Source organism: Rapidithrix thailandica (genome assembly GCF_039710355.1).
GTDB classification, from domain to species: domain Bacteria; phylum Bacteroidota; class Bacteroidia; order Cytophagales; family Flammeovirgaceae; genus Rapidithrix; species Rapidithrix thailandica.
In genome coordinates, this window is the sequence record NZ_JBDKWZ010000019.1 from 99,617 (window position 1) to 123,668 (window position 24,052).

Consider the following 24,052-nt stretch of genomic DNA (forward strand, 5'->3'; position numbering starts at 1 on the left):
TTCCTTTAACTGAAGAATTTGACCATAATGCTTAAGAGAATCATATATCAATGTGTAGGAGTTGCCTGTATGGCATTAATTTTTACGGCATGTAAAACGCCAACAGTCGTAGAAAGAAACGCGAATACGAAAATGCCTGAGCGTTATAACAATGCTCAGGATACTGCCAATTCGGCAAAAATCAATTGGAAGGAATATTTTACCGATCCTTACTTGAATGCACTGATCGATACCGCATTGAAAAATAACCAGGAGTTAAATATTACATTGCGGGAAATTGAAATTGCCCGCAATGAAATCAGTGCCAAAAAAGGGGAGTATTTACCTTCTGTGGGGATCAGAGCCGGAGCCGGAGTGGAGAAGCCTGCCCGGTACACCAGCAAAGGGGCCAATGATGCTACCACCGATATCGAACCGGGAAAGGAAATGCCTGAGCCTTTGGCAGATTTTATGATTGGGGCTTATGCAACTTGGGAAGTGGATATTTGGCATAAGTTACGCAATGCGAAAAAAGCAGCTGTAACCAGGTATCTGTCTACTATAGAAGGAAAGAATTTTATGGTGACGAATCTGATTGCCGAAATTGCCAACTCCTATTACGAATTATTGGCATTGGATAATCAATTGGAAATTGTGAAAAATAATATTGATATCCAGAGCAATGCCTTGAAGATCGTAAAACTGCAAAAAAAAGCGACTCAGGTGACCGAATTGGCTGTGCGTAGATTTGAAGCACAAATGCTGAGTACGCAGAGTCTTCAGTATGAAATTCAACAGGAGATCATTGAGACAGAAAACCGGCTTAATTTTTTGGTGGGCAGGTATCCGCAATCCATTCCCAGAGACTCTCAGGCTTTTAGCACCTTAGTCCCCGGAACCATTCATGCGGGAAGCCCATCGCAACTTTTAGCGAACCGTCCGGATATTCAACAGGCCGAAATGGATATGGTAGCAGCCAAGTTAGATGTAAAAGTAGCCAAAGCCAGGTTTTATCCTTCTTTGGGCATTTCCGCAGGTATAGGGTTGCAAGCCTTTGATCCATCGTACTTGATCAAAACCCCGGAGTCATTGCTTTTTTCTCTGGTGGGAGATTTGGCCGCACCACTGATCAATAAGAAGGAAATAAAAGCCACTTATTTGAATGCGAATGCCAAACAGATACAGGCCGTTTACAATTACGAACGCACCATTCTGACTGCCTACATTGAAGTGGCTAACCGGTTATCAAAGATCAGTAACCTTGAAAAAAGTTACGATCTGAAAGAACAACAAGTGGAGGCATTGACCACTTCAATCACGATTTCCAATAGCCTTTTCAAATCGGCAAGGGCTGATTATATGGAAGTGTTGATGACCCAGCGCGATGCATTGGGGTCGAAGTTTGAATTGGTTGAGACCAAAAAACAACAAATGAATGCTTTGGTCGGTGTGTATCAGGCACTAGGTGGTGGATGGAGTGAAGACGAACGCCACTAAACTAGCTTCTCCTTAAGAAAGTACCCGGTATTTAAACCGAAGCTCCCTTCTGCTCGTTGAAGGGAGCTTCGGTTTTTCTGTAAATTGTTTTCTCTTATAGTTTGTAGAAAGTTGAAAAAAGTAACACAGAGGAGGCGTTTTTGAAACATTTCAAAAAAAAGAAAAAGTTGAATTCACTTCGACATCAAAAATGCAAGGTGAAAACCGTCTCACGTTTCATTAAGTCCGAGTTTACTGTGAGCTTTCCGTTATGCAAATACATGATTTGTCGGGATAAACTAAGTCCTATGCCGGAGCCTTGCTTTTTGGTAGAGTAAAAAGGGATGAAAATCTTTTCCAATGCCTCCGGGATAATACCAGGGCCATTGTCGCTTACTTGTATAAACACTTCGCAGTGGCTGCCTATACCTCCTATCAGTTTTACTTGTGGAGTTGGGGCTTCATGGGTAACTTCAATGGCATTTTTTAAAAGATTGATTAAAACCGTCTCGATTAATTCCAAGTCGGCTGTTAATTCCAAATCGAAAGGATGGGCTTTGCAGGTCAAGGTAATATTGGATTTTTGTGCTTCGACTTTGAACAACTGAGCGACTCTTTCCAGCAAGTTTTTTACCTTGAAAGTGCTAAAATTGGGTTTCGGAATATTGGAAAAACTGCGATAGGCATTGACAAAATGTAATAAACCTTTACTACGCTTTTCAATGGTGAGTAAGGCCTTTGTGATGTCTTGAATGGTTTGGCTGTTTAATTGAGGGGAATTGTTTTTAGCCAATTCCTCTTCCAATATTTCATTAAGCGTTTCTATATAGGAAGTGATCGGAGTGATAGAGTTCATGATTTCATGTCGCAATACTTTGGCCAGGTTTTGCCAGGCTTCCGCCTCTTTTTGTTGGAGTTCGGGTTGAATATTTTGTAACGAAACCAACTTAAAGGCTCTCCCGCGCAATCGCAATTCTGTGGCGGTGACCGAGAGTTGTAGTTCTTCGTTTTTCTGAGAATGGCGAAGGAGCATATTGCTACCCGGTTGAATTTTTTTCAGGATTTGAAGCAGAGTAGGATGATACTTTTCCAGTTCGGCAATGTTCCTAAGGTAAGGAGTTTCCAGTAATTTAATAGCGGCATTGTTGTATAGCTCCACTTTTCCGTCATAATCATACGAAAGCAGCCCCACCCTTACGTATTGCACTACAGTATTAAGATAGGACAGGTTTTCTTCCTTTTCAGCTCTTACCAGGCGAAACGCCTCTAATACCTTATTGAATGCCTCATTTAATTCTCTGAAACTTTTTCCTAATTGACTGTCTTTGCTAAATTTAACAGTGAAGTCCGAGCTCTCTACGGATTCTAAAAAGAAGGCAACTTTCCGATTGGTAGACTCCATATAATAGATAAGATTATAGACAATGATGGCAGAAACTATACCGCACAAGCCAGTCCATAAGTACCGTTCAGAGACAGTGAAATACGTACAGCCGCCAAAGGTTAGTGCCAACAAGAGAATTCTCCAGAGAATCTGGACTCTAAAGTGATTAAAGGTCATATTTTTCCATTCTACGGTAAAGGGACGTACGGGTGAGCCCCAGTTCACGGGCTGCTTGCGTCACACTCCCATGGTATTTCCTCAATATTTTCTGGATCATGATCTTTTCCACATGCTCGAGGTTAAAGTTGGAAATGACCACACTTTCCTTATCTTGGCCTTCCGCTTCATATGTTTGCCGGACATTGATAAACAGGTCTTCAGCCTGCAAGGTGTAACCTTTGTTCATGATTACCGCCCGTTCCATGACATGTTGTAACTCCCGCACATTGCCGGGCCAGGGATATTTTTGCATTCTTTTAAGAGCCGGCTCACTAAGGGAGCGGATATTTTTTTGATATTTTTTTACATATTGTTGTAAAAAATACTCGGCAAGTAAGGGGATGTCTTCAACTCTTTCTCTTAAGGGAGGAACATGTATCTCAATGGTATTTATACGGTAAAGCAAGTCTTGCCGAAAGCTTTTTTCTTTCACCATTTGATAGAGGTCCATATTGGTGGCAAAAATCTGTCTTACGTCTACCGGAATGGTCTTGTTAGAACCGACCCTGACCACATTTTTACTTTGCAAAACGCTTAACAATTTTGCTTGCATGGATATTGAAAGGTTGCCGATTTCATCCAGAAAAATACTACCTCCCGAGGCAATTTCAAAACGTCCGGGACGGTCTTCTTTGGCATCGGTAAAAGCCCCTTTGACATGCCCGAAGAGCTCGCTTTCAAATAAATTTTCACTCAAAGCACCCAGATCTACATTTACAAATACCGCTTCTGACCGTTGGGAGTTGCGGTGTATAGCTCGGGCGATTAATTCCTTTCCGGTACCGTTTTCTCCCAGGATCAATACATTGGCATCTGTGCGGGCGACTTGCCGTATAGTTTCATACAGTTGCAGCATCGGGGCACTTTGACCGATGATGGCCTGATAGTGATAGTCCATATCGGCACTGACTTGTTTTTGCCAGGAACGCAATTTTTCGGATTCCAGGCGGGACGCTCGCAATTTCATGGACGAAAGCACAGTGGCCAAGAGTTTTTTATTCTCCCAGGGCTTGACCACAAAATCGGTGGCACCTTCTTTGATCGCTTTGACGGCTAATTCCACATCACCGTAAGCGGTAATCAAGACGACTACGGCAGAGGGATCCAGTTTGAGTATTTGATCTAACCAATAAAACCCCTCCTTGCCACTACTGACATCTTTGGTGAAATTCATATCCAACAGAATCACATCGTAACTTTCGTTGTGCAATAGATCGGGAAGCACTTGAGGGTCTGTTTCGGTATCGACTTTGGCCAAATGGCGTTTCAAGTAAAGCTTGGCCGCATCCAGTACGTCTACATCATCATCGATTACCAATATTTTTCCTTGAAGCATAGCATCGTTTGAGTTTGTGTGAGAGATTTTTGTTTCCGGTCAGGTAATTTGTTACTGTTACCAAGTTACCTTTCTTTAAGTTTCTGACAGACAATCTATTCGGTGTTTACCAAAATCAGCGTGCTTTTTTTTCAGTTTTGAAGAACGAGTTCTTTTTCAAGAGGCTGTCCGAAATTCCCTTTTCTTGAAATATTTAAATGAAGGTTTTTCCTTTTTATACTTTTCGGACAGCCTCGTCTGGTATCAGAGAGTGCATCTGTATTTAGGGTGCTTGTTTCGGTAAAGTCCGTTTATGAATATCAAGGCAAAGTCTATACCTGTTCATAACAGAGCTTTTTCAGCCTCACGAACTCAATTGAAACGTACGCTAGCGAACAAATTAGTACGCTAGCGTGCAAATAAGTCAAGAAAATCCCCTAAAACAGGCCAAATTACAACTGGTATATTTGTTGGCATTTGTGGGGTACGAAAAAGCATTTACCGATTATGGACCGCCAGTTAAAAAAGAAAAAATGGACATCCCGAAAAATACTTTTCTTTAGTGGGAGTGTTTTGTTGGTATTCATTTGTTTATACACTTTGGTTTTTGCAAAGCACCGCTCCAAATTAAAAGTAGACAGCAGTAAAATTACGATTGCCACAATACAGGAAGGTGACTTTCAGGAATGGATCCCGGAGACGGGGCTTGTACAGCCTATAGAATCCTATTTCCTGGATGCCATTGAGGGGGGAATAGTACAGGAGTTGAATATTGAAACCGGTGCGATGGTTCAAGCCGGCACTCCTTTAATTACCCTTATAAATTCTAATTTACAACTGGAAGTACTCAACCGGGAAGCACAATTGTATGAGCAAATTAATAATTTGCGAACATCCCGTTTGTTGTTGAACCAAAACATTCAAAACCTGGAAAAGGAATTGGTTGAAGTCGATTACCAATTACAACTCGCTACGCCTGATTTTAAACGGCAAAAAGGATTGTATGAGGCAGAGGTCATTTCACTAAAGGAATTTGAAGAGTCCCAAGAACGCTTTGAGTACCACACCAAACGCAAAGCAATTCTCACGGCTGCTTATCAACAGGAACAAAAGTTAAAGGCTGTACAATTCAAGCAGCTCAATGACTCAGAAGCCCGTATGTGGAAAAGCCTGGAAGCTGTGGGAAAGATTTTGGATAATTTGGTAATCAAAGCTCCGTGGGAGGGACAATTTGCTTCCGAGCAACTGGAAATCGGGCAATCGATACAACAGGGGCAACGCTTGGGGCAAATTGATGTAGTAGATGATTTTAAACTCCGGGTACAAGTAGATGAATTGTATTTGTCTCGCATCAATGTAGGGCAGGAGGCTTCTTATGTAAACCCGTATGGGAAAGTGTATCGCTTGAAGGTAACCAAAGTATATCCTACGATTTCACAGGGAAGTTTTGAGGTGGATATGGAATTTCAGGGGGATACCCCGGAAGGAATCAAACGGGGACAGTCTTTGCGAATCAGAATAGAATTGAGTCATCCGGGACGGGCTTTATTGCTGCCGGCAGGAGGCTTCTTTCAATCAACAGGGGGCAATTGGGTTTTTGTGTTGGATGATTCCGGTGAAAAAGCAATGCCTCGCAAGATCCGTTTGGGGCGCAAAAATTACGAAAATTACGAAGTATTGGAAGGCTTGCAACCGGGAGACCATGTGATCACTTCCAGCTATGCCGATTTTGACAAGTATGAAATTCTGATTTTAAAATGATCGGAAAAGAAGGTAATTACATCTGATGAAATATATCCATCTCAAAAACAGGGATTTACCCTTCTGGAAAAGGGGCTGTTATTACCCATATAAACGTTTGTATTTATGATAAAAACGGTAAGACTAAGTAAAGTATACACAACAGAAGAAGTGGAAACTACTGCTCTTGATGCGGTGAATATAGAAATCCAAACCGGAGAATTTGTCGCCATTATGGGACCCTCGGGTTGTGGCAAATCCACCTTGCTTAATATTTTGGGTTTGTTGGATAACCCCAACGGTGGAGAATATTATTTCCTCGATCATGAAGTGGCCCGTTACTCCGAAAGTCAACGCAGTGATTTGCGCAAAGGCTCCATTGGCTTTGTCTTCCAAAGTTTTAATCTCATTGACGAATTAACTGTGTATGAAAATGTGGAGCTGCCCTTGTTGTACCTGCAAATCCCTGGCAAAGAACGGAGGAAAAAAACCGAATCGGTGCTGAAGCGAATGAACATTATGAACAGACGGAACCACTTTCCCCAGCAACTCTCAGGCGGACAACAACAACGGGTGGCGATTGCCCGGGCGGTGGTAACCGCTCCCTCCTTGCTATTGGCAGATGAACCGACCGGCAACCTGGATTCGGCCAATGGAGATGAAGTCATGCACCTCTTGGCGGAGCTGAACCGGGAAGGTACTACCATCGTGATGGTTACCCACTCACCGTACGATGCTAATTATGCCCACCGGATCATCCGGCTCTTGGATGGGCGAGTCGTTTCCGAAAATATCCGGGAGCAGTTTCATGTGTAAACCAAAACTCAGGTTAACTTAAACCTGTCAATCTATTTTAGGAGGGGGTACTCTTTTTACGTAAAAGGAAAGTTACTGTTCTGTGCATATTGCATTGGAATTCCCATCTTTTTGTCGCTAAACGTTGTCTGGAATACTTCTCTTATCGTATGCCACAGGAATGGGAGGTTTTTATAATTCCTCCGGTTTTATTGCTGTTTATTACACTTACTCTTGTAATGGTCATCAGTTTGAAAACAGCTTTGTCCAATCCGGTGAAAGCATTACGATACGAATAAAAAAACAGCAAATTTGTTTGAATCATGATGAAGAATTATCTACTGATTGCCCGGAGAAACCTTTCGAAGAATAAGGCTTTGTTTGCGATCAATGTCATAGGTTTGGGGCTAAGCATCGCCACCAGTCTTATTATCGCACTCTTTGTAACGGATGAATTAAGTTACGATTGTTATAATGAAAAAGCCGATCAAATCTTCCGGGTAGTTCTGAAGGGCAAAATCAATGATGAAATAGTGAAAGAGGCAGTATGCCCCGCACCGGTGGCCCCGACCTTAGAGCGTGAGTTTCCGGAAGTGTTGCAAAGTGCCCGCCTCTGTGATTCCGGCAGCCCCCGTATATCTTACCGCAACAAAACCTTCAGAGACAATAAACTGGCCTTTGTAGATCCGGTTTTTTTCAGCATTTTTACCCTGCCGTTCCTCAAAGGAGCTCCCCAAACAGCCTTGAAAAAACCTCATACGATTGTGATCACCAGTGAGCAAGCCGAAAAGTATTTTGGAGAGGAAGACCCCATCGGTAAGATACTGGAATTCAAAGATTGGAATCAGCAATATAAAGTGACCGGGGTAATTGAGAATATACCGGCCAATTCCCACTTTCATTTTGATTTTTTTGCTTCGATGGAAGGTTTGGCAAGTTCAAAGGAGCTAAACTGGGTTCAATCACATGGTTACCATCATTACCTTTTGTTGAATAAACAAAATAATTACAAAGCATTAGAGCGTAAATTACCATTGATTGTAGAGAAATACATGGGACCCCAATTGCAACAATCCTTAGGTCTTTCTTATACGCAATTTAAAGAAAAGGGCAACCGGGTAGGCTTGTTCCTACAGCCTTTAACGGACATTCATCTATTTTCTGACTTTACCTCTGTCACCGAACTGGAGCCCGGAGGAGATGTCAGATCCGTGTATATTTTCAGTTTGATAGCGGTATTTATCGTGCTTATTGCCTGTATCAATTTTATAAATCTTTCTACTGCCAGTGCCTCAAAAAGAGCCAAGGAGGTGGGGATCAAAAAAGTATTGGGATCAAACAAGTGGCAGTTGATTGCTCAGTTTTTGACCGAGTCTTTTGTTGTGATACTTTTAGCAATATCTTTAGGGGTGGTTCTGGTATTACTGAGCCTTCATTTATTTAATGACTTTTCCGGGAAAGAATTTCAAATAGAGTATATCGCAAACCTGAGAGTGATTTCTTTTTTGCTCCTGTTGGGGGTAGGTATCAGTCTCTTGGCGGGAAGTTATCCGGCTTTTTTTCTCTCTTCGTTCAACCCAATTTCCGCTCTGAAAAATAGATTTAGTCACACCGGGCAGGGTAAAGGGATACGTAACAGCTTGGTCATTTTCCAGTTTGTGGTATCGGCAGGGCTCATCTTCGCCACCATTATAGTAGATCAGCAAATGTCATTTATCCAAAACAAGGAAATGGGATATGATAAAGCCCAAATAATGGTGATCCGAAATTCCTGGGTGTTGGGTGAGAAAGAGGGGGTTTTCAAGAAGGAGCTGCTGAAAGACTCAAGGATAGAGAGTATTACGAGGTCAGGCTTTGTTCCCGTAGGGCCTTCTAACAGTACAATTTCGGTGGTTCAACCTCACCAGAGTTCATACGATATGAGACGGACTGCTTTTTATCATGTAGACGAACAATATATTTCTACGATGGGAATGGAATTAGTAAAGGGGAGAAACTTTTCAAAAGAATATGGTATGGAATCGGGCAATGTGATTATCAATGAAACGGCTGCAAAGCTTTATGGCTTTACCAATAATGTTATCGGACAAACCATAACCATGTGGACAGACTTGGAGGGAAGTAGAAAAGAGCTTACAGTCATTGGAGTCGTCAAGGATTTTCATTTCAAACCTTTACATCAACCCATTGCTCCTTTAATCATGTTGAATAAACCTAACCCCGGACTCATCATAAGAACAGGGGGGGAAGATATGCCCGGACTAATATCAAGCATCAAATCCCTTTGGAATGAGTTTGATGTAGAAGAACCGTTTACATATGCCTTTCTTGACGATCTGTATAATCAGGTATATATGACGGAGCAGAGAATACATACCATTCTGAGGGTCTTTACCCTGCTTACCATATTTGTGGCTTGTTTGGGTTTATTTGGCTTAGTAACGTTTAGTACGGAGCAGCGATTCAAAGAAATCGGCATTCGCAAAGTATTAGGTTCGAATGTAGTGCAAATAGTGGCCATGTTATCAACGGATTTTTTAAAGTTGATAGTGATTGCATTCCTTTTGGCTTTTCCCTTGAGTTTTTATTTTATCAATCAATGGTTGCAAGGTTTTGCCTACCGAATCGAAATCCGGTGGTGGGTGTTCCTGTTAACCGCCTTGATCACTGTGGTAATTGCCTTTTTGACCATCAGTGTTAAATGCATTAAAGCTGCGATGGCCAATCCTGTGGATACCTTACGGGATGAATGATAGTTAGAGGCGCAGTCAGATTGAACTTTAGATCAATGTCATAAACATGACACCTGTTTGTCGTAACAAAAGCACCTGGGTTTTGGTAGTTTTGGGTAAGTCATCCGAATGTTTTTGAATGATTGTAAAAAAATGTTTAATTGTTTGTAAACGAAGATGTTTACTAAAAAAAACTCAACGATCATCATGGAATACCCGTCAATTGCTGAAAATTTAATTTACCAACGAAAACGAAAAGGCTATACGCAAGAGGAGCTTGCAGGCAAAAGCAAAGTCACCATACGCACGATACAGCGTATTGAAAAAGGAGAGGTAAAACCACATTTACAAACCGTAAAATTACTTGCGGCTGCTTTGGCAATAGAGGTAGAAGACTTAATGATTTTAAAAAAATCCCAAGCAGAAACCTCGCAAGAAAAATGGCTGCTCTTGATGCACAGCGCTCCTGTATTGGGAGGGATACTGCCTTTATGCAATATATTATTTCCCTTGTTTCTCTGGCTTCACAAGCGGAAACATAACAAAGTATATGATATGCATGGAAGAGCTATTGTCAACTTTCAGATGACGATGAGCATTTTATTTTTGCTTTCCTTTATAGCTCTGGTGACCCTTGAAGGCTATGGTTTTTTCTTATTTATTGCCGTTATTCCTTATACTCTAACGGTTATTCTCATCAATATAGTGACCGCAGTTCATTCGCAAAAGTGTTATTATCCGTTGTCGATTCCTTTTTTAAGGACAAGAAAACCTTCTGCTTTTAAAAAGCTTGGGGCAATCATTATTTCGTTTTGTGCTTTGTTTTCAAGTGCATGTCATCCTGAACCATCCCCCAATATCACTCGTCTTGACGGATCGCTTATTACAACAGATTCCTTAACATCCAAAATCAAACAATTGATCCGGGATGCCGGAGTTCATGGGCTGGGTGTGACTGTATTTGAAAATAGCCACATCACTTATCAGAAAACTTTTGGGTACAAAGATTATAAAAAACAATCCTTGTTGAGTGATTCGACAAATTTGTACGGTGCTTCTTTAAGTAAGGCTGTTTTTTCTGTGTTGGTGATGAAGTTGGTAGAGGAGAAGGTGATTGATTTGGATACACCTTTAGAAACTTATTTACCCAAGAAAATCTATGAATACCAGCCGCTTACCCGGTGGCATGATGATTATTCGGGTTTGGCACAAGATACCTTGTATTCAAAAATTACCGCACGTATGTGCTTGAGTCATACCAGTGGGTTTCCGAATTGGCGTTGGTTTGAACCGGATCATCAATTAAGGGTGAAGTTTGAACCGGGTACACGCTATAGTTACTCCGGAGAAGGGTTCGTTTATTTACAGGTGGTGCTGGAAAAGGTACTTGGCCATAGCCTTGAGAAACTTGCCCAGCAAAAAATATTCAAGCCTCTGGGAATGAACCGGTCAAGTTATCAGTGGCAAGAAGCCTTTGAAGGTGACTACGCTGCCGGGCATACTACTACAGGAGTGCTTTATCCAAAAGATACGGACAACGAACCTCGAAGCGGAAGTACATTGGAAACGACTGTGGAAGATTATAGTAAATTTATGGAAGCGGTACTTCAGCGCAAAATACTTACAAAAGAATCCTGGGCTGAGCTTTTTACTCCTCAAATAAAATTGCATTCGCTCAAACAATTCGGCCCTTTATCGAATACGGACACTACCCTTTACCAAGACCTCTTGTTAGGGTACGGCCTGGGTTGGGGTTTGTTAAATTCTCCTTTTGGTTTCGGAGCATTTAAAGAGGGGCATGGTGATGGTTTTCAACACTATTCGATTCTCTTTCCGGAAGCCGGGAAAGGGATTTTAATCATGACCAATAGTGATAATGGCGAAAGCATTTTCAAAGAGCTTTTATCCGTGGCAATCAGGGATGTCTATACCCCTTGGCAATGGCAAAATTACATTCCTTATAATCATAACTTTCACTCGGATAAAATATGAACATGTACTTGCTTCCTTTTGTGTGTGTCATCTTTTTGGGGTGCCGCTTTAGTGCAGGTCAGGTATCTGGCAATAGAAAGCTTGAACCTGCCTTCCTTTCAGATAAGCAAACCGTTCATCCCGAGTTAAAGGGGGTTTGGAAGTCAATCGGAAACGGGTATCTTTTGGATGCCACCAACGATCGTATGGCCTTGTATAGTTATACAAAGAGCTATTGTTATAAAGAAAAGAAGGGATACTGGACTCAGTTGCTCCACTCTACGGCTCTCTTTTCCAGAAAGGGAGATACTCTTCATCTCTATTTGCATGATTATGGCGAAAAAACTACCGAACTCCAAGCGCGGAAAATCTTTGTAAGGATCCGTGCTCTCCCCGGCGGTTGTACGGAGTTAAGTGCGCTCCAGCAAAATGATCCGGTATTCCTTTTCGATTTGTTTTTGGAAACATTGGAATGTAATTATGCGTTCGCCCGGGAGCGCGATTTAAACTGGGCCAACATCAGAAAACAGTACCAGACAAGCATTTCAGCGGCTACCAGTTTGGAAGAACTTTTTCAAAGAATGGGGGAAGTGGTTTCCATGACCAAGGACCAACACACTAAAATTATTGCCAAAGACGGACGAAAACATCAATATGCCGTTACGCCTTCTGCAAAACGGGTTTGGGAAGCATTTGAAAAGCAAAATGCCATCGAAAATAGCCATGAGTATTTCGACTTGTTTTTTGAGACAAATTATAAGAACATCAGCGATAGCTTGTTGCTTGGCCAAGGCAAAAAAGTAGCCAATGGGAAAATCGAATGGGGGTTTGTAAAAGAGGATATTGGTTATATACATATTCATTCTCTTACGGGGTTTGCGTCACCTGCATTACCTAGAAAACAACATATGGATTCCTTGAATTTTTCTATGCAAGAAATCATGAAAGCGCTACGGGATACAAAGGCTTTGATCGTTGATATTAGCTTTAACTTCGGTGGGTATGATGCGGCCGGGCTTACTATTGCTAGTTATTTTACGAAAGAAACTGTTCAGGCGTATACCTTGCACACGTATTACGGGGGAGAGTTTTATGAAACCAGTACATTTAATGTGATTCCCGCAACAGAAACCTATAGTAAGCCAGTTTATTTGCTCACAACAGATATCAGCCGTAGTGCAGCCGAAACCTTTGCCATGCAAATGAAAGCCTTGCCCCATGTCACCCTTGTAGGCAGTAGAACCTTAGGGATTTTATCCAATATGTTAGGAAAGAATATCGGGGGTTTTTATTTGACTTGCAGCAATGGGAAATACGAGTCAACGGAAGGAGCTGTATACGAGGTTAATGGGGTGGAGGTAGATATTCCGAGGGAAGTGTTTTCAAGTGAAACTATTTTGCAAGGACATATGGAGGCTGTCAGAAGTATTGTAAAGTTGATTGAAAGTAAAGAGTAAATTTTGAATCTGTCATGCAATCTAAATTATTCCAAAGTCAAAGTTCCTTTTCTTGGGCAAAACTTCTTATGCAAATGCGCTACAAGGTTACCTATAAAGTGGTATTGTTTAAGTAATTTTGTCTCTCTTTATATTGTTAGTGCTTCCTTTGAATACGGTATGTTTTTTAATTCCTATTGATGTAGCTGGATGGGTAATCGCGTAGTTATCAATTCAGAGAGACAAATTTAATGGGGGTATTGCTGTTGATTGAATGGGGAAAGAAGCAGTTTTGACTGTTTAGAAGGCTGAAAATTCCGTATACTTTTTATAGCTCTTTTTCATGCAAACCCTATACTGGAATGGTATAAAAACTATTTTGAATGGAATTGTTGCAAAGGTGGTTTTTGGGTATTTTTTCTTATATTCAATGAACGTTGATTTTCAAATGTTAAACAAAGGTTTTTTTATTTTATTTTTTTAAAATATTGATTATGAGTTATTTGTGTATATGGTCCTGTTTTTTAAATATAAAAAATCAAATTTTTTATTGACTAAGTACTTATTTTAAGATACCTTGTGCTTCTAATCTTTTATGATCAAGTGGGCTTGATCAATCACAATGTAAAAGTTGTGTATTACCTCGTAATACTTATTTTTATTGTAAATAAATAAAATATTATTTTTGCTTGAGTACTTATTTTAAGGTATCTTTATTTTTTTGGTGTTTTTAGGTGAAAAGTTAGCTTTATTCCTTTATGTAAGAGAAAATAAAATGCCTTGTAATACTTATTATTTTTTTATAAAATAAAATATTTTTATTTGTTTAAATACTTATTTTAAGGTACATTAGCGTCTCAAATATGTCTTAGGGGTAAATTAACTGTGCTGCTTAAGATGAACTACTTATTATTGCTTATAATACTTCTATAGTAAAAACACGATCTTTTTTTGATTAAGTACTTATTTTAAGGTATATTGCATGTGAAAACTACCTTATTGAAGGACTAACGTTGTTAGCTACTATGGCGGAGCTGTGTACTGCCTGATGATACAAGTTTTTTGTAATAAAAATATGATCTTTTTTGTTTGACTACTTAACTTAAAATGTATTTTATGTCAAATGAATCTGTATTGAAGGGCTGATATTGTCAGTTGCTTTGGCGAAGCTGTGTCTTGCTTGGTAATGCCTGTTTTTAAGATGAAAATGAATTCTGAATAAAGTGACTTTTAGTTGCTTGTTGTGGAGGGGTATGTATTGTCTGGTAGTGCTTACTGTATTGTATTGTTTGTGCAAATTGAAACTCAACTAAACCAAACTAAAGCTAGATGAAAGAGAATGATGAAATCCTGAATGGTCCTATAATTCCGACCTCTGTTAAGTTGGCTGTGCCTGTGATGATTGGGCAAATACTATCTTTGATTTATGGTATTGTGGATTTGGTCTTTGTGTCAATGCTGGATAAGGAATCCACTTCTTTGATTAGTGGTATGGGGCTGGTATTTCCTATTTACATGCTGTATTTGGCTTTGGGTATAGGGATGTTTACAGGGGTTAGTGTATTGGTGGCAAGAGCAATAGGAGAGCGGAATAAATATATCCTGGATAAGGTTTCCAGCTCAGGGGTGCTGATCGCCTTGTTGATGGCTGTTGTATCAGCGGTTTTATTTTATCTTTTTGGTCGTGAAATTATTCAGTTGTTGGCAGGGGCTGAAATCACCGGATCTGCTATCGTGGCAGGAATTGATTATTTATATTATATAATTCCGGGTTTATGCTTCTTGTTGTTTAATCAGGTGATGTTGGGGATCTTTCAGGGAGAAGGTATAGTAAAGCATTATGCAGCTTCCATGATGCTTTCAACAGTATTAAACATCATACTATCCCCTATATTTATTTTTACACTTGATATGGGGGTTGCGGGAAGTGCTATCGCTACTTCAATAGCAATATTTGTCGGTTTTTTGTATTTGCTTGGGGCCTTTAAGAAAAAGGAAAATAACGTTCCTTTGAGTTGGCAGTTAAAAGAAGCCAAGTCGACAATTATTAAGGAAATACTCCGGATTGGTATGGCGCATGTCGCTAGTATTCTGATTATCAATATCGCCAGTATGGTCATGAACTTTATCATTGGTTCTATCAGTGAAACGGCAATGAACTCTTGGGTTTTGGTAATCAGAATGGATGAATTCTTGTTGTTTGTCGGTTATGCTTTTGGTAGTTCCACTTTGACGATGGTAGGTCAGAATCATGGAACAGGCAATGCTTCCAGAGTGCAGGAAATCTTTAAAAAGAACATCGTACTGGTGACGTTTATGGGACTGATTTGTGTGGGCATTTACAATCTTGTCGCTCCGTATCTATTCTCGTTTTTTACCAATGTACCGGAAGTGATCGATGGTTGTGTCATGCAAGTTCGGATTCTGTCTCTCACCTATGTGGCTATAATAATTACCATTGTGGTTAACTCTACTTTTCAGGCTACCGGGCGGGCTATGCCCGGAGTGATACTTGAAGTAATACGCATGCTGGTTGTGTCTATTCCCTTAGCTTATTCACTGGTTTTTATTTGGGGAATGGGGGTTGCCGGTGTGTTTTTTTCCGTAGGTGGTGCCAACGTGTTGGTGCTGGTTATTGGATTGGTATGGGGTTCAAGTTATGTCAATAAAATGAGGAAGTCATCTTCTTCAATGCAGGCAGCATAGCCTTACCACTTGATAATTGATTAGGAAGTACATTATTTTATATAATAATTCAATATGCGTGAAAGGATAAAGTATTATTCTGTCCATAGTCCGGCTACAAATCCCAAAGAGTATACGTCATTTTTAGACGATTTGCCATCGGAAGTCAATGATGTTTGTATGGCAGTTCAAGGTTTGTTGGTTCATTTCTCTGCAGTATCCAAGGCTAATAGGATGGAGGAGAATAGCCGTTTGTTTTTAGCCCGGGATATAATTAAAGCAATAAACGAACTCGATAATAGTCCTTTAAATAAAAAGCGGGAGGTGAAAAATAAACTCGTGTGTACTGCTCGCGAGTATGCTTTACTAATATGTAGTGTGCTGATTCATAAAAATATAGCGGCCCGGATAAGATGCGGATTTGCTTCGTATATAGCAGAGGGTTATTATTCAGACCATTGGGTGTGTGAGTTTTGGGACGGCAAAACAGAACAGTGGATCAAGGTGGATGGTATGTTGGCGAATGAGGCGCAAGGGGGCCAGTCGTGTAGGGTAAAAGACGGTAGTTTTATTGAATCTGGGAAGGCATGGCAGTTGTGCCGGGAAAACAAAGCGGATGAAAACCTTTTTGGATATGATCTGAAGAGAGGTATAGCTTTCATAAGAAGCAATATGCTGAGGGATTTTGCCGCGTTGAATAAAATAGAGCTAATGCCATGGGCTGTTCTTTGGGGGTACAAATCCAAACAGGAGCTGAGGCAGGAGGATTATAAAAAACTCGATTTGCTGGCAACTCTTATTGTCGACAACGATGTTTCATGGGGTAAAATAAGGGACTTTTATCAAAGTGAGACGTGGATAAGTGGACCTGCAGATCATTTTTTGGAAGAGCACAGTGGGCAGCAGGAACGTACAGTCCCAACAATGGAGCAGAGCGAAAAGCGGATGGTGATTGCCAATGATGGTCGTCACAAGGTTCGGGAAATCAATAGCTCCGAGGTGAAGAATGTAGAAATTGATCCGAACCTAATTCAAATTAAAGGGGCCAAGCAGCACAATTTAAAGGATATTGATCTGGCGATTCCCAAGAATAAACTTGTTGTAATTACCGGGGTAAGTGGTAGTGGCAAGTCGTCTATCGCATTTGATACGATATATTCGGAAAGTCAACGCAGGTTTATGTCAGGCTTGTCTTTGTATGTACGAAAATATATGGTGCAGATGGAGAAGCCCAAGGTGGATTTTATTTATGGCCTCAATCCCTCTATCGCCATAGAGCAAAAGACATTGAGTAATAATCCCAGATCTACCGTAGGCACAATCACTGAGTTGTCAAATTACCTTCGCTTGTTATATTCCAGGGTAGGACAGAAAAACTGTACAAAATGTGGTTGTCAAATTATACCTTTATCGCCCTTGCAAATCGCAAGCAAACTGTACGACCATATTCCTGAAGGTGAAACAGTAGAAATGTTGGCACCCCTAGTGCTTCAAAAGCGGGAATATAACAATGCGTTGTTTAGAGAATATCAGGAAAAAGGCTTTTCGGAATTTAGGGTAAATGGAAAGCGTATAAATGTAGATATTGAGGAAATACCGTCACCCTCTGAGCTCAATACTGTAGAGCTGGTTTGGAGTAAATGCACGCTTGAAAAGCTGGATAGTATTAACCGGGATGAGAAGTTAAAGCAATTGGCAGAAAGCATAAAAGAGCTATATGATTATAGCGGGCAACTCTTGACCGTGATCCATGGTGACGATGAATTGCTCTTTACTTCAAAACTGACTTGTCCTAATTGTGCGACTCCATTTCCTGAGTTGAGTGCTCAGCATTTTAGTGCTAATTCTCCTTTGGGAATGTGCCAGGATTGTAAAGGCTTGGGCATTTTACAGCGCATAGAACCAGAGCTAATTGTAGAGAATGAAGACCTCAGTATCTTAGACGGTGCATTGAAATGGTTTGGTAATTTACGGGAGAATAATCGCTCATCCTGGCCCACCGGACCTTTGGATGTTATCTACGAACATTATGGACTTGATATCAATGCCCCGTGGAAAGACCTTCCAAAATCGTTTCACGAGGTGATCTTCTATGGGTCGGGTAGCGAAAAGATAGCTATGCCGTCTTCTCTGGGAATGAAATCCAGTTTGCGAACCGTAAAAGGGTTGGTGCCGGAACTCAGCAGATTGTTTTTTGACAGTGACTCGAAAACCAACCGTGAGCGTTACAGCATTTATATGGATCAAAAGACTTGTACCACTTGCTGTGGTTCAGGGTTGAGAAGGGAAGCATACAATGTTACCCTCGGGGGGTACCGCATATCAGAAGTTTCTTCGCTTTCAATAGAGCAAGCGGTGGCTTGGGTAAAAGGACTTTATGAGTCTATAGATGGAATAAGTTATGAGATAGGAAAAGAAATCTTGCTGGAGCTGTATAACCGCTTTTTGTTTTTGATGGATGTTGGCTTGCACTACCTCACCATAAACCGTACAGCCCCCACACTATCAGGAGGAGAAGGGCAGCGAGTAAGGTTAGCCAGTCAGTTGAGTAGTGGTATAGTAGGAGTATTGTATGTACTGGATGAGCCTTCCATAGGGCTACATCCTCGTGATAGAGGTTCACTGATCAAAACTCTTCTCAAACTCCGGGATATAGGAAATAGTGTACTGGTAGTGGAGCATGATGATCAGATTATGAAAGAGGCGGATTGGTTGATTGACATAGGGCCAAAAGCGGGTGTTCACGGAGGTGAACTCGTGGCTGAAGGTACTCCGCAACAAGTAATGGAAAACCTGGAATCACTTACCGGTAAATACCTCAGTGGTAAACTGGTGGTCTCTGGCGATCAAAAGCCTGTCAGGGAAATATTTTCAGAGCGATGGCTTACACTCAAAGGAGCTACGTTGCATAACCTTAAAAATGTGAGCATATCACTGCCAATAGGTAAAATGACCTGCGTGACCGGAGTAAGCGGAAGTGGTAAAAGTAGTCTGATTGCCGGTACATTGGAGCCGGTGCTGGAACAAAAGTTAAACAATAGTACTGTTGAAGCAGGGCCGTATGAAAGTATTGATGGCTTGGAATACCTGGACAAGGTGATTAATATTAGTCAAAAGGCAATCGGAAGAACCCCCCGTTCCAATCCGGCAACCTATACCAAGCTATTTGATGACATACGGAAGGTGTTTTCTAAAACAAAAGAGGCACAGGAGCAAGGGTTGAAATACGCTGACTTTAGTTTTAATTCGGCTTCGGGCAGATGTGAAGTGTGTGAGGGGCAAGGTCAAGTGAAAGTAGAAATGCACTTTTTGGCCGATGTTTGGGTAACTTGTCCTGAGTGTGGAGGTAAACGTTTCAATTCCAAAATACTCAAAGTTACTTATCAAGAGAAAAACATTTCTGAAGTGTTGGACCTGGATATTTTGGAGGCAATAGCCTTTTTCAAAGGGCATAAAAAGATTCTACAGATACTCAATACCTTCAAACAGGTCGGTCTTGATTACATTAAGTTGGGGCAAAGTGCTACTACCTTTAGCGGGGGGGAAGCACAGCGAATTAAGCTGGCCAAAGAATTAAGCCGTCCCTCTAAAGGAAATGCCGTTTATGTATTGGACGAACCTACTACCGGATTACATTTTCACGATGTACAACAACTCTTATACACATTGCATCAACTGGTAGCATTAGGAAACACGGTTATCATTATTGAACATAACCTGGATGTGGTGAAAACAGCCGATTGGGTCATTGATATCGGTCCGGAAGGTGGGGAAAAAGGAGGCAATGTAGTAGGGCAATGCCATCCAAGAGACTTAATCAATAATGAAAGAAGTTATACGGGGCAAGCATTGAAAGAATACGCTGATTATTTTCAAATGGAAGAAGTGTAAAAGTGATCAGGGTTTCAGGATAACGTTCTGATAACCCTGCTCCGGAACTACTCTTTGAGGTGGGGTATTTACCCTTTGCTTTAAATGCAGTAGTTGAGAATACTGTGGCTGTTATGTAATTACATGTGATCTTATATGAATACAAGAATTTTGCATTGATGGACCATTTATCTGAAAGTATGCCCGTCAGAAGTGAAGTCGTTTTTCTTTTTTCTGGTCAAGGCAGTCAATTTCATCATATGGGAGAAGAGTTGATGGCGGAAAGCGATGTCTTTCGGAATACAATGAGGTATCTCGATAGGCAGGCTCAACGTCTTATAGGCTCCTCCGTTATTGATTATTTGTATAATCAAGAGGTGGGTCGGAGCCAACCTTTTGATAGATTGCTTTATTCTCATCCGGCCGTTTTCATGGTGCAGTATGCTTTAGTGCAAACACTGATACAGGCTGGGCTGAAACCGGATGCTGTTTGTGGATACAGTTTGGGAGAGAGTGTTGCCGCTGCGGTGAGTGAAATTGCCGATCCTTTGGATATCCTTACTAAAATGATCCATCAAGCCAAGTTGGTGGAAGAGATGATTCCGAAAGGAGGAATGTTGGCTATTTTAGATGATCCCGTAGCGTATTACAGAGTGCCATTGCTGTATACCCGTTCTAGCTTGGTAAGTACAAAGTCCAAGGCAAATCTCAAACAATTTGTTGTGGCCGCCACCAGTGAGGCTATGGCGGAGATAAAACAATATTTGTCAGCTCATAACATCGTATATCATCAATTGCCCGTATTGTATCCTTACCATTCCCATCATATGGATCCGTTATATGATCGTTATCAGTCGATAATTAATCCTATGGATTACAAAAAGCCAGCTGTTACATTTGTCTCTGCGGTTTATGGCCAGGAGTTGAAGGAAATTAACCAACAATATTGGTGGGACTTGCTTAGAGAGCCCATACACTTTCAGGAGTCAATACAATACCTTGAAGATCTTGGAGCCAAAACGTATATCGATATCAGTCCGTCCGGTGAGTTTACCGGTTATATCAATCTTTTAAAACAAGAAGGGTCAGCGTCTCAAGCACATGCTACATTGAGTCCTTGGCGGAGTTGTGGTATGAAAAATCTAAAGAACATTGTATCTCAAGCTTTGTACGGACGTCAAATGGTACAAAACTATGAACTATAGCGAAGGAAGTTTGCTGGCATTACTACAGGTCTAATCGTTTTTATGATTTAAAAAAACAATATTAATGAAGGCATATATTTTTCCAGGACAAGGTTCGCAAAAGAAAAAAATGGGTATTGATCTATTTGATAAATATCCGGAATTAGTATTCAAAGCGAGTGATATTTTGGGGTATGATATTGCGGAGCTTTGTATACATGACCCTCAGAAACAACTGAGTCAAACCCAGTTTACACAGCCGTCTCTCTATGTAGTCAATGCCTTGCAGTTTCTGGAAACGAAGAAATCAGGAGACACTCCTGCTTACTTGGCAGGGCATAGTTTGGGAGAGTACAATGCCTTGTTTGCTGCGTCTGTGTATGATTTTGAAACGGGGCTGCGTCTGGTAAAAAAGCGGGCTGAGATCATGGGCGAAATCAAGGGGGGAGGAATGGCTGCCGTCATAGGACTGAATAGAGATCGGATTAGCCGTATTCTCACAGATTTTCAGTTTGATACCATAGATATTGCCAATTATAATTCATCCGATCAGATAGTACTGTCAGGGTTAAGGGAAGATATTTTAAAAGCTAAAAAAGTATTTGAAGCGAACGGAGCAAAGCTCTATTTTCCATTAAACGTAAGCGGTGCATTTCATTCGCGATATATGAAAGTAGCTAAGGGGGAATTAGCCAACTTTCTTGAACCATTTGATTTCACTCCGCCCAAGATACCCGTAATTTCAAATGTTACGGCCCGTCCGTACAAGGAGGCGAATCTCAAGCAACTGTTAACCGACCAACTGGACCATGAAGTAAAGTGGTATGAAAGTATTAGTTACATGATCGGCCAAGGAGTGGCTGAATTTGTGGAAACAGGTCCCGGTGATGTACTTACCAAAATGACTGGCTACATAAAGCAGAATCCGATGGTGATACCCATGGAGTCCGAAGAAGATCTTGAAGTGAAAGAGCGGTTGAACGAAACGCTGAAACCAACGATAGGAGGGAATGGCTTGGGAGTAAAAAGCGCTGAACTGAAACCGGCACAATTGGGGTGTCCGGAGTTTATCAAAGATCACAAAGTGAAATATGCATATGTGGCGGGCTCCATGTACAGAGGTATAGCCTCTAAAGAACTCGTGATAAGCATGGGGAAGGCTCGTATTTTGAGCTTTTTTGGAACCGGAGGGCTTGATCTTGACACCATTGAAGAAGCCATAATCAGTATTCAAAATGCCCTTGGAGACGATTTGCCCTTTGGTATGAATCTTCTGCATAATCTTTACTCTCCTGAAAAGGAGATGATTACCGTGGAGATGTTTCTGAAACATAATATTCATCAAATTGAAGCCTCTGCTTATATGGGTATTACACCGGCCCTTGCCTATTTTAGGATTAAAGGACTAAAAAGAGCTGAAAATGGAGAGGTATTGATTGGCAATAAGGTAATGGCTAAAATATCGAGACCTGAAGTAGCCGAAGCATTTATGAGCCCTGTTCCGGATTACATTGTGCAAAAATTATTGCAAGAGCATAAAATTACGGACGAGGAAGCAGCGCTCTCCAAGCAGGTCCCTGTGGCGGATGATGTATGTGCAGAAGCCGATTCGGCAGGACATACCGACCAAGGTTCCGCACTGACTCTGTATCCGGTGATAGTAAGATTGCGTGACCGGTTGATGCAAACTTATGCTTACAAAAAGAAAATACGGGTAGGAGCTGCAGGAGGGATCGGTACTCCCGAGGCCATGGCAGCAGCGTTTTTATTAGGGGTGGATTTTGTGTTAACCGGATCTATTAACCAATGTACAGTGCAGTCGGGAATAAGCGATGCGGCTAAAGATTTATTGCAAAAAATGAATGTGCAGGACACCGAATATGTGCCTGCCGGAGATATGTTTGAACTAGGCGCTAAAGTGCAAGTACTGAAAAAGGGAATGTTTTTCCCTGCCCGGGCTAACAAGCTTCTGGAATTGTATAAACAACACGGGGGGCTTGACGAGCTTAGCGATAAAGACAAAAATCAACTTCAACAGCGGTACTTTAAGCGATCATTTGACGAAGTATTCGAAGAGGTGAAAGTATATAAAGGGGGAGAGGCCGAGACTATACGAAAGGCTGAGCAGAATCCTAAACAGAAGATGGCTCTTATTTTCAAATGGTACTTTGGCTATTCCACCCAGTTGGCCTTAAAGGGAGACACTGCCAATAAAGTTGATTATCAGATTCACTGTGGCCCTGCGCTGGGTGCATTTAATGAGTGGGTAAAAGGTACACCTCTGGAAAATTGGAGACAACGAAATGTTGATGAAATCGCGGATAAGATGATGGGGGAATGTGCACACTACCTGGATCGTTTCTATCAGAACAAAAAAGAGTTGGTAAAGCACTAAATCATGTGGATAGATTTTCACTTTATAATACCGTTTGATGATTGGTTATTGCATCCGGCAATGATTTTACACGGGTAATAATTTCTTGATTTAACGGAATAAACCCTGTTTCAGCTTAAACCTGGGATGGGCTCAGTAGATGCATACGAACCGGGAAAACAGACTTAATTTCACTTGAAATGAAAAACTATCTTGACATTACGGAAGACTTACATGAATACGTACTTTCTGTATCATTAAGGGAGCCGGCATTGCTAAAAAAGCAACGTGAACAGGTATCCGAAATGCCCATGTCAGCTATGCAAAGTGTACCGGAAGAAAGTCAGCTTTTGGTATTGTTGGTGAAGTTGATGGGAGCCAAACGCATTATTGAACTGGGTACTTTTACAGGATATACCACCTTATGGATGGCCAAAGAATTACCACCTGACGGCAAAATAATCACCTGTGATATAGATGAAAACTGGACGGCAATAGCCCGTGAGTACTGGAAACAAGCCAATGTAGAGGATAAGATAGATTCGCGTATCGGCCCGGCAATGGATACGTTGGATGAACTCATCAAAACGGGGCATAGCAATTATTTTGATTTTATATACATAGATGCTGATAAACAGAACTACATTAATTATTACGAAAGAGCTCTTAAACTCGTAAGACCCGGAGGCTTGATCGGAATAGATAATGTGCTATGGGGAGGGAGTATTGTGGACCCGGTGAATCAAAGCGCGGAAGTTACGGCATTGCGGGAGCTGAATGCCAGACTGCTTTACGACAACAGAGTGACCATAAGCATGCTAACCATAGCGGATGGATTAACATTGGCCATTCGAAATTAATTCTGAACGTATTTTTCAACACCTTAACAAAT

At 41.1% G+C, this 24,052-nt stretch carries 13 protein-coding genes; 11 read left to right on the forward strand and 2 right to left on the reverse strand.

The annotated features are described in order from the left end of the window. The first annotated feature begins 27 nt into the window (after positions 1–27). On the forward strand, positions 28–1,476 hold the full coding sequence (locus tag AAG747_RS24560; RefSeq protein ID WP_346823901.1) for a TolC family protein: 1,449 nt from the start codon (positions 28–30) through the stop codon (positions 1,474–1,476). A gap of 184 nt (positions 1,477–1,660) precedes the next feature. Here AAG747_RS24560 and AAG747_RS24565 read toward each other — a convergent pair whose 3' ends face one another. Beyond that, positions 1,661–3,016 (reverse strand): sensor histidine kinase, encoded by a 1,356-nt coding sequence (locus tag AAG747_RS24565; protein WP_346823902.1) that lies wholly within the window; start codon positions 3,014–3,016, stop codon positions 1,661–1,663. After that, a complete protein-coding gene (locus tag AAG747_RS24570) occupies positions 3,006–4,394 on the reverse strand; it encodes a sigma-54-dependent transcriptional regulator (protein WP_346823903.1) in 1,389 nt (462 codons plus the stop codon). The genes AAG747_RS24565 and AAG747_RS24570 overlap by 11 nt, the downstream gene beginning before the upstream one ends. A gap of 486 nt (positions 4,395–4,880) precedes the next feature. Here AAG747_RS24570 and AAG747_RS24575 point away from each other — a divergent pair, with 486 nt between their 5' ends. The 10 genes from AAG747_RS24575 (at position 4,881) to AAG747_RS24620 (ending at position 24,020) form a co-directional block, all read left to right on the forward strand. Further along, positions 4,881–6,134, forward strand: coding sequence for an efflux RND transporter periplasmic adaptor subunit (locus tag AAG747_RS24575; RefSeq protein WP_346823904.1), 1,254 nt, complete (start codon positions 4,881–4,883; stop codon positions 6,132–6,134). Between the two features lie 105 nt (positions 6,135–6,239). Beyond that, positions 6,240–6,929: an ABC transporter ATP-binding protein gene (locus AAG747_RS24580; RefSeq protein WP_346823905.1), complete on the forward strand. Its 690-nt coding sequence runs from the start codon at positions 6,240–6,242 to the stop codon at positions 6,927–6,929. Positions 6,930–7,231: 302 nt separating this feature from the next. Further along, complete coding sequence (locus AAG747_RS24585) at positions 7,232–9,661, forward strand: ABC transporter permease (protein WP_346823906.1); 2,430 nt, start codon at positions 7,232–7,234, stop codon at positions 9,659–9,661. A gap of 186 nt (positions 9,662–9,847) precedes the next feature. Then, positions 9,848–11,632, forward strand: coding sequence for a serine hydrolase (locus tag AAG747_RS24590; protein ID WP_346823907.1), 1,785 nt, complete (start codon positions 9,848–9,850; stop codon positions 11,630–11,632). After that, entirely contained in the window at positions 11,629–13,068 is a 1,440-nt protein-coding gene (locus AAG747_RS24595; RefSeq protein WP_346823908.1) for a S41 family peptidase, read from the forward strand. The genes AAG747_RS24590 and AAG747_RS24595 overlap by 4 nt, the downstream gene beginning before the upstream one ends. 1,308 nt (positions 13,069–14,376) lie before the next feature. Beyond that, a complete protein-coding gene (locus AAG747_RS24600; RefSeq protein WP_346823909.1) occupies positions 14,377–15,753 on the forward strand; it encodes an MATE family efflux transporter in 1,377 nt (458 codons plus the stop codon). 54 nt (positions 15,754–15,807) lie between these two features. Further along, positions 15,808–19,623, forward strand: a complete 3,816-nt coding sequence (uvrA, locus tag AAG747_RS24605; RefSeq protein WP_346823910.1) for an excinuclease ABC subunit UvrA — start codon at positions 15,808–15,810, stop codon at positions 19,621–19,623. A gap of 158 nt (positions 19,624–19,781) precedes the next feature. Beyond that, positions 19,782–20,807 (forward strand): acyltransferase domain-containing protein, encoded by a 1,026-nt coding sequence (locus AAG747_RS24610; RefSeq protein ID WP_346823911.1) that lies wholly within the window; start codon positions 19,782–19,784, stop codon positions 20,805–20,807. Between the two features lie 64 nt (positions 20,808–20,871). Continuing rightward, a complete protein-coding gene (gene fabD / locus AAG747_RS24615; RefSeq protein ID WP_346823912.1) occupies positions 20,872–23,181 on the forward strand; it encodes an ACP S-malonyltransferase in 2,310 nt (769 codons plus the stop codon). Between the two features lie 179 nt (positions 23,182–23,360). Then, positions 23,361–24,020 (forward strand): class I SAM-dependent methyltransferase, encoded by a 660-nt coding sequence (locus AAG747_RS24620; RefSeq protein ID WP_346823913.1) that lies wholly within the window; start codon positions 23,361–23,363, stop codon positions 24,018–24,020. The last annotated feature ends 32 nt before the right edge of the window (positions 24,021–24,052 follow it).

Bases quoted from the DNA above. Each gene is read 5' to 3' on its own strand.
- AAG747_RS24565 (WP_346823902.1), bottom strand. From the start codon at position 3,016: ATGACCTTTAATCACTTTAGAGTCCAGATTCTCTGGAGAATTCTCTTG.
- AAG747_RS24595 (WP_346823908.1), top strand. From the start codon at position 11,629: ATGAACATGTACTTGCTTCCTTTTGTGTGTGTCATCTTTTTGGGGTGC.
- AAG747_RS24590 (WP_346823907.1), top strand. From the start codon at position 9,848: ATGGAATACCCGTCAATTGCTGAAAATTTAATTTACCAACGAAAACGA.
- AAG747_RS24570 (WP_346823903.1), bottom strand. From the start codon at position 4,394: ATGCTTCAAGGAAAAATATTGGTAATCGATGATGATGTAGACGTACTG.
- AAG747_RS24620 (WP_346823913.1), top strand. From the start codon at position 23,361: ATGAAAAACTATCTTGACATTACGGAAGACTTACATGAATACGTACTT.
- uvrA (WP_346823910.1), top strand. From the start codon at position 15,808: ATGCGTGAAAGGATAAAGTATTATTCTGTCCATAGTCCGGCTACAAAT.
- AAG747_RS24600 (WP_346823909.1), top strand. From the start codon at position 14,377: ATGAAAGAGAATGATGAAATCCTGAATGGTCCTATAATTCCGACCTCT.
- AAG747_RS24575 (WP_346823904.1), top strand. From the start codon at position 4,881: ATGGACCGCCAGTTAAAAAAGAAAAAATGGACATCCCGAAAAATACTT.
- AAG747_RS24610 (WP_346823911.1), top strand. From the start codon at position 19,782: ATGGACCATTTATCTGAAAGTATGCCCGTCAGAAGTGAAGTCGTTTTT.
- AAG747_RS24560 (WP_346823901.1), top strand. From the start codon at position 28: ATGCTTAAGAGAATCATATATCAATGTGTAGGAGTTGCCTGTATGGCA.
- fabD (WP_346823912.1), top strand. From the start codon at position 20,872: ATGAAGGCATATATTTTTCCAGGACAAGGTTCGCAAAAGAAAAAAATG.
- AAG747_RS24585 (WP_346823906.1), top strand. From the start codon at position 7,232: ATGATGAAGAATTATCTACTGATTGCCCGGAGAAACCTTTCGAAGAAT.
- AAG747_RS24580 (WP_346823905.1), top strand. From the start codon at position 6,240: ATGATAAAAACGGTAAGACTAAGTAAAGTATACACAACAGAAGAAGTG.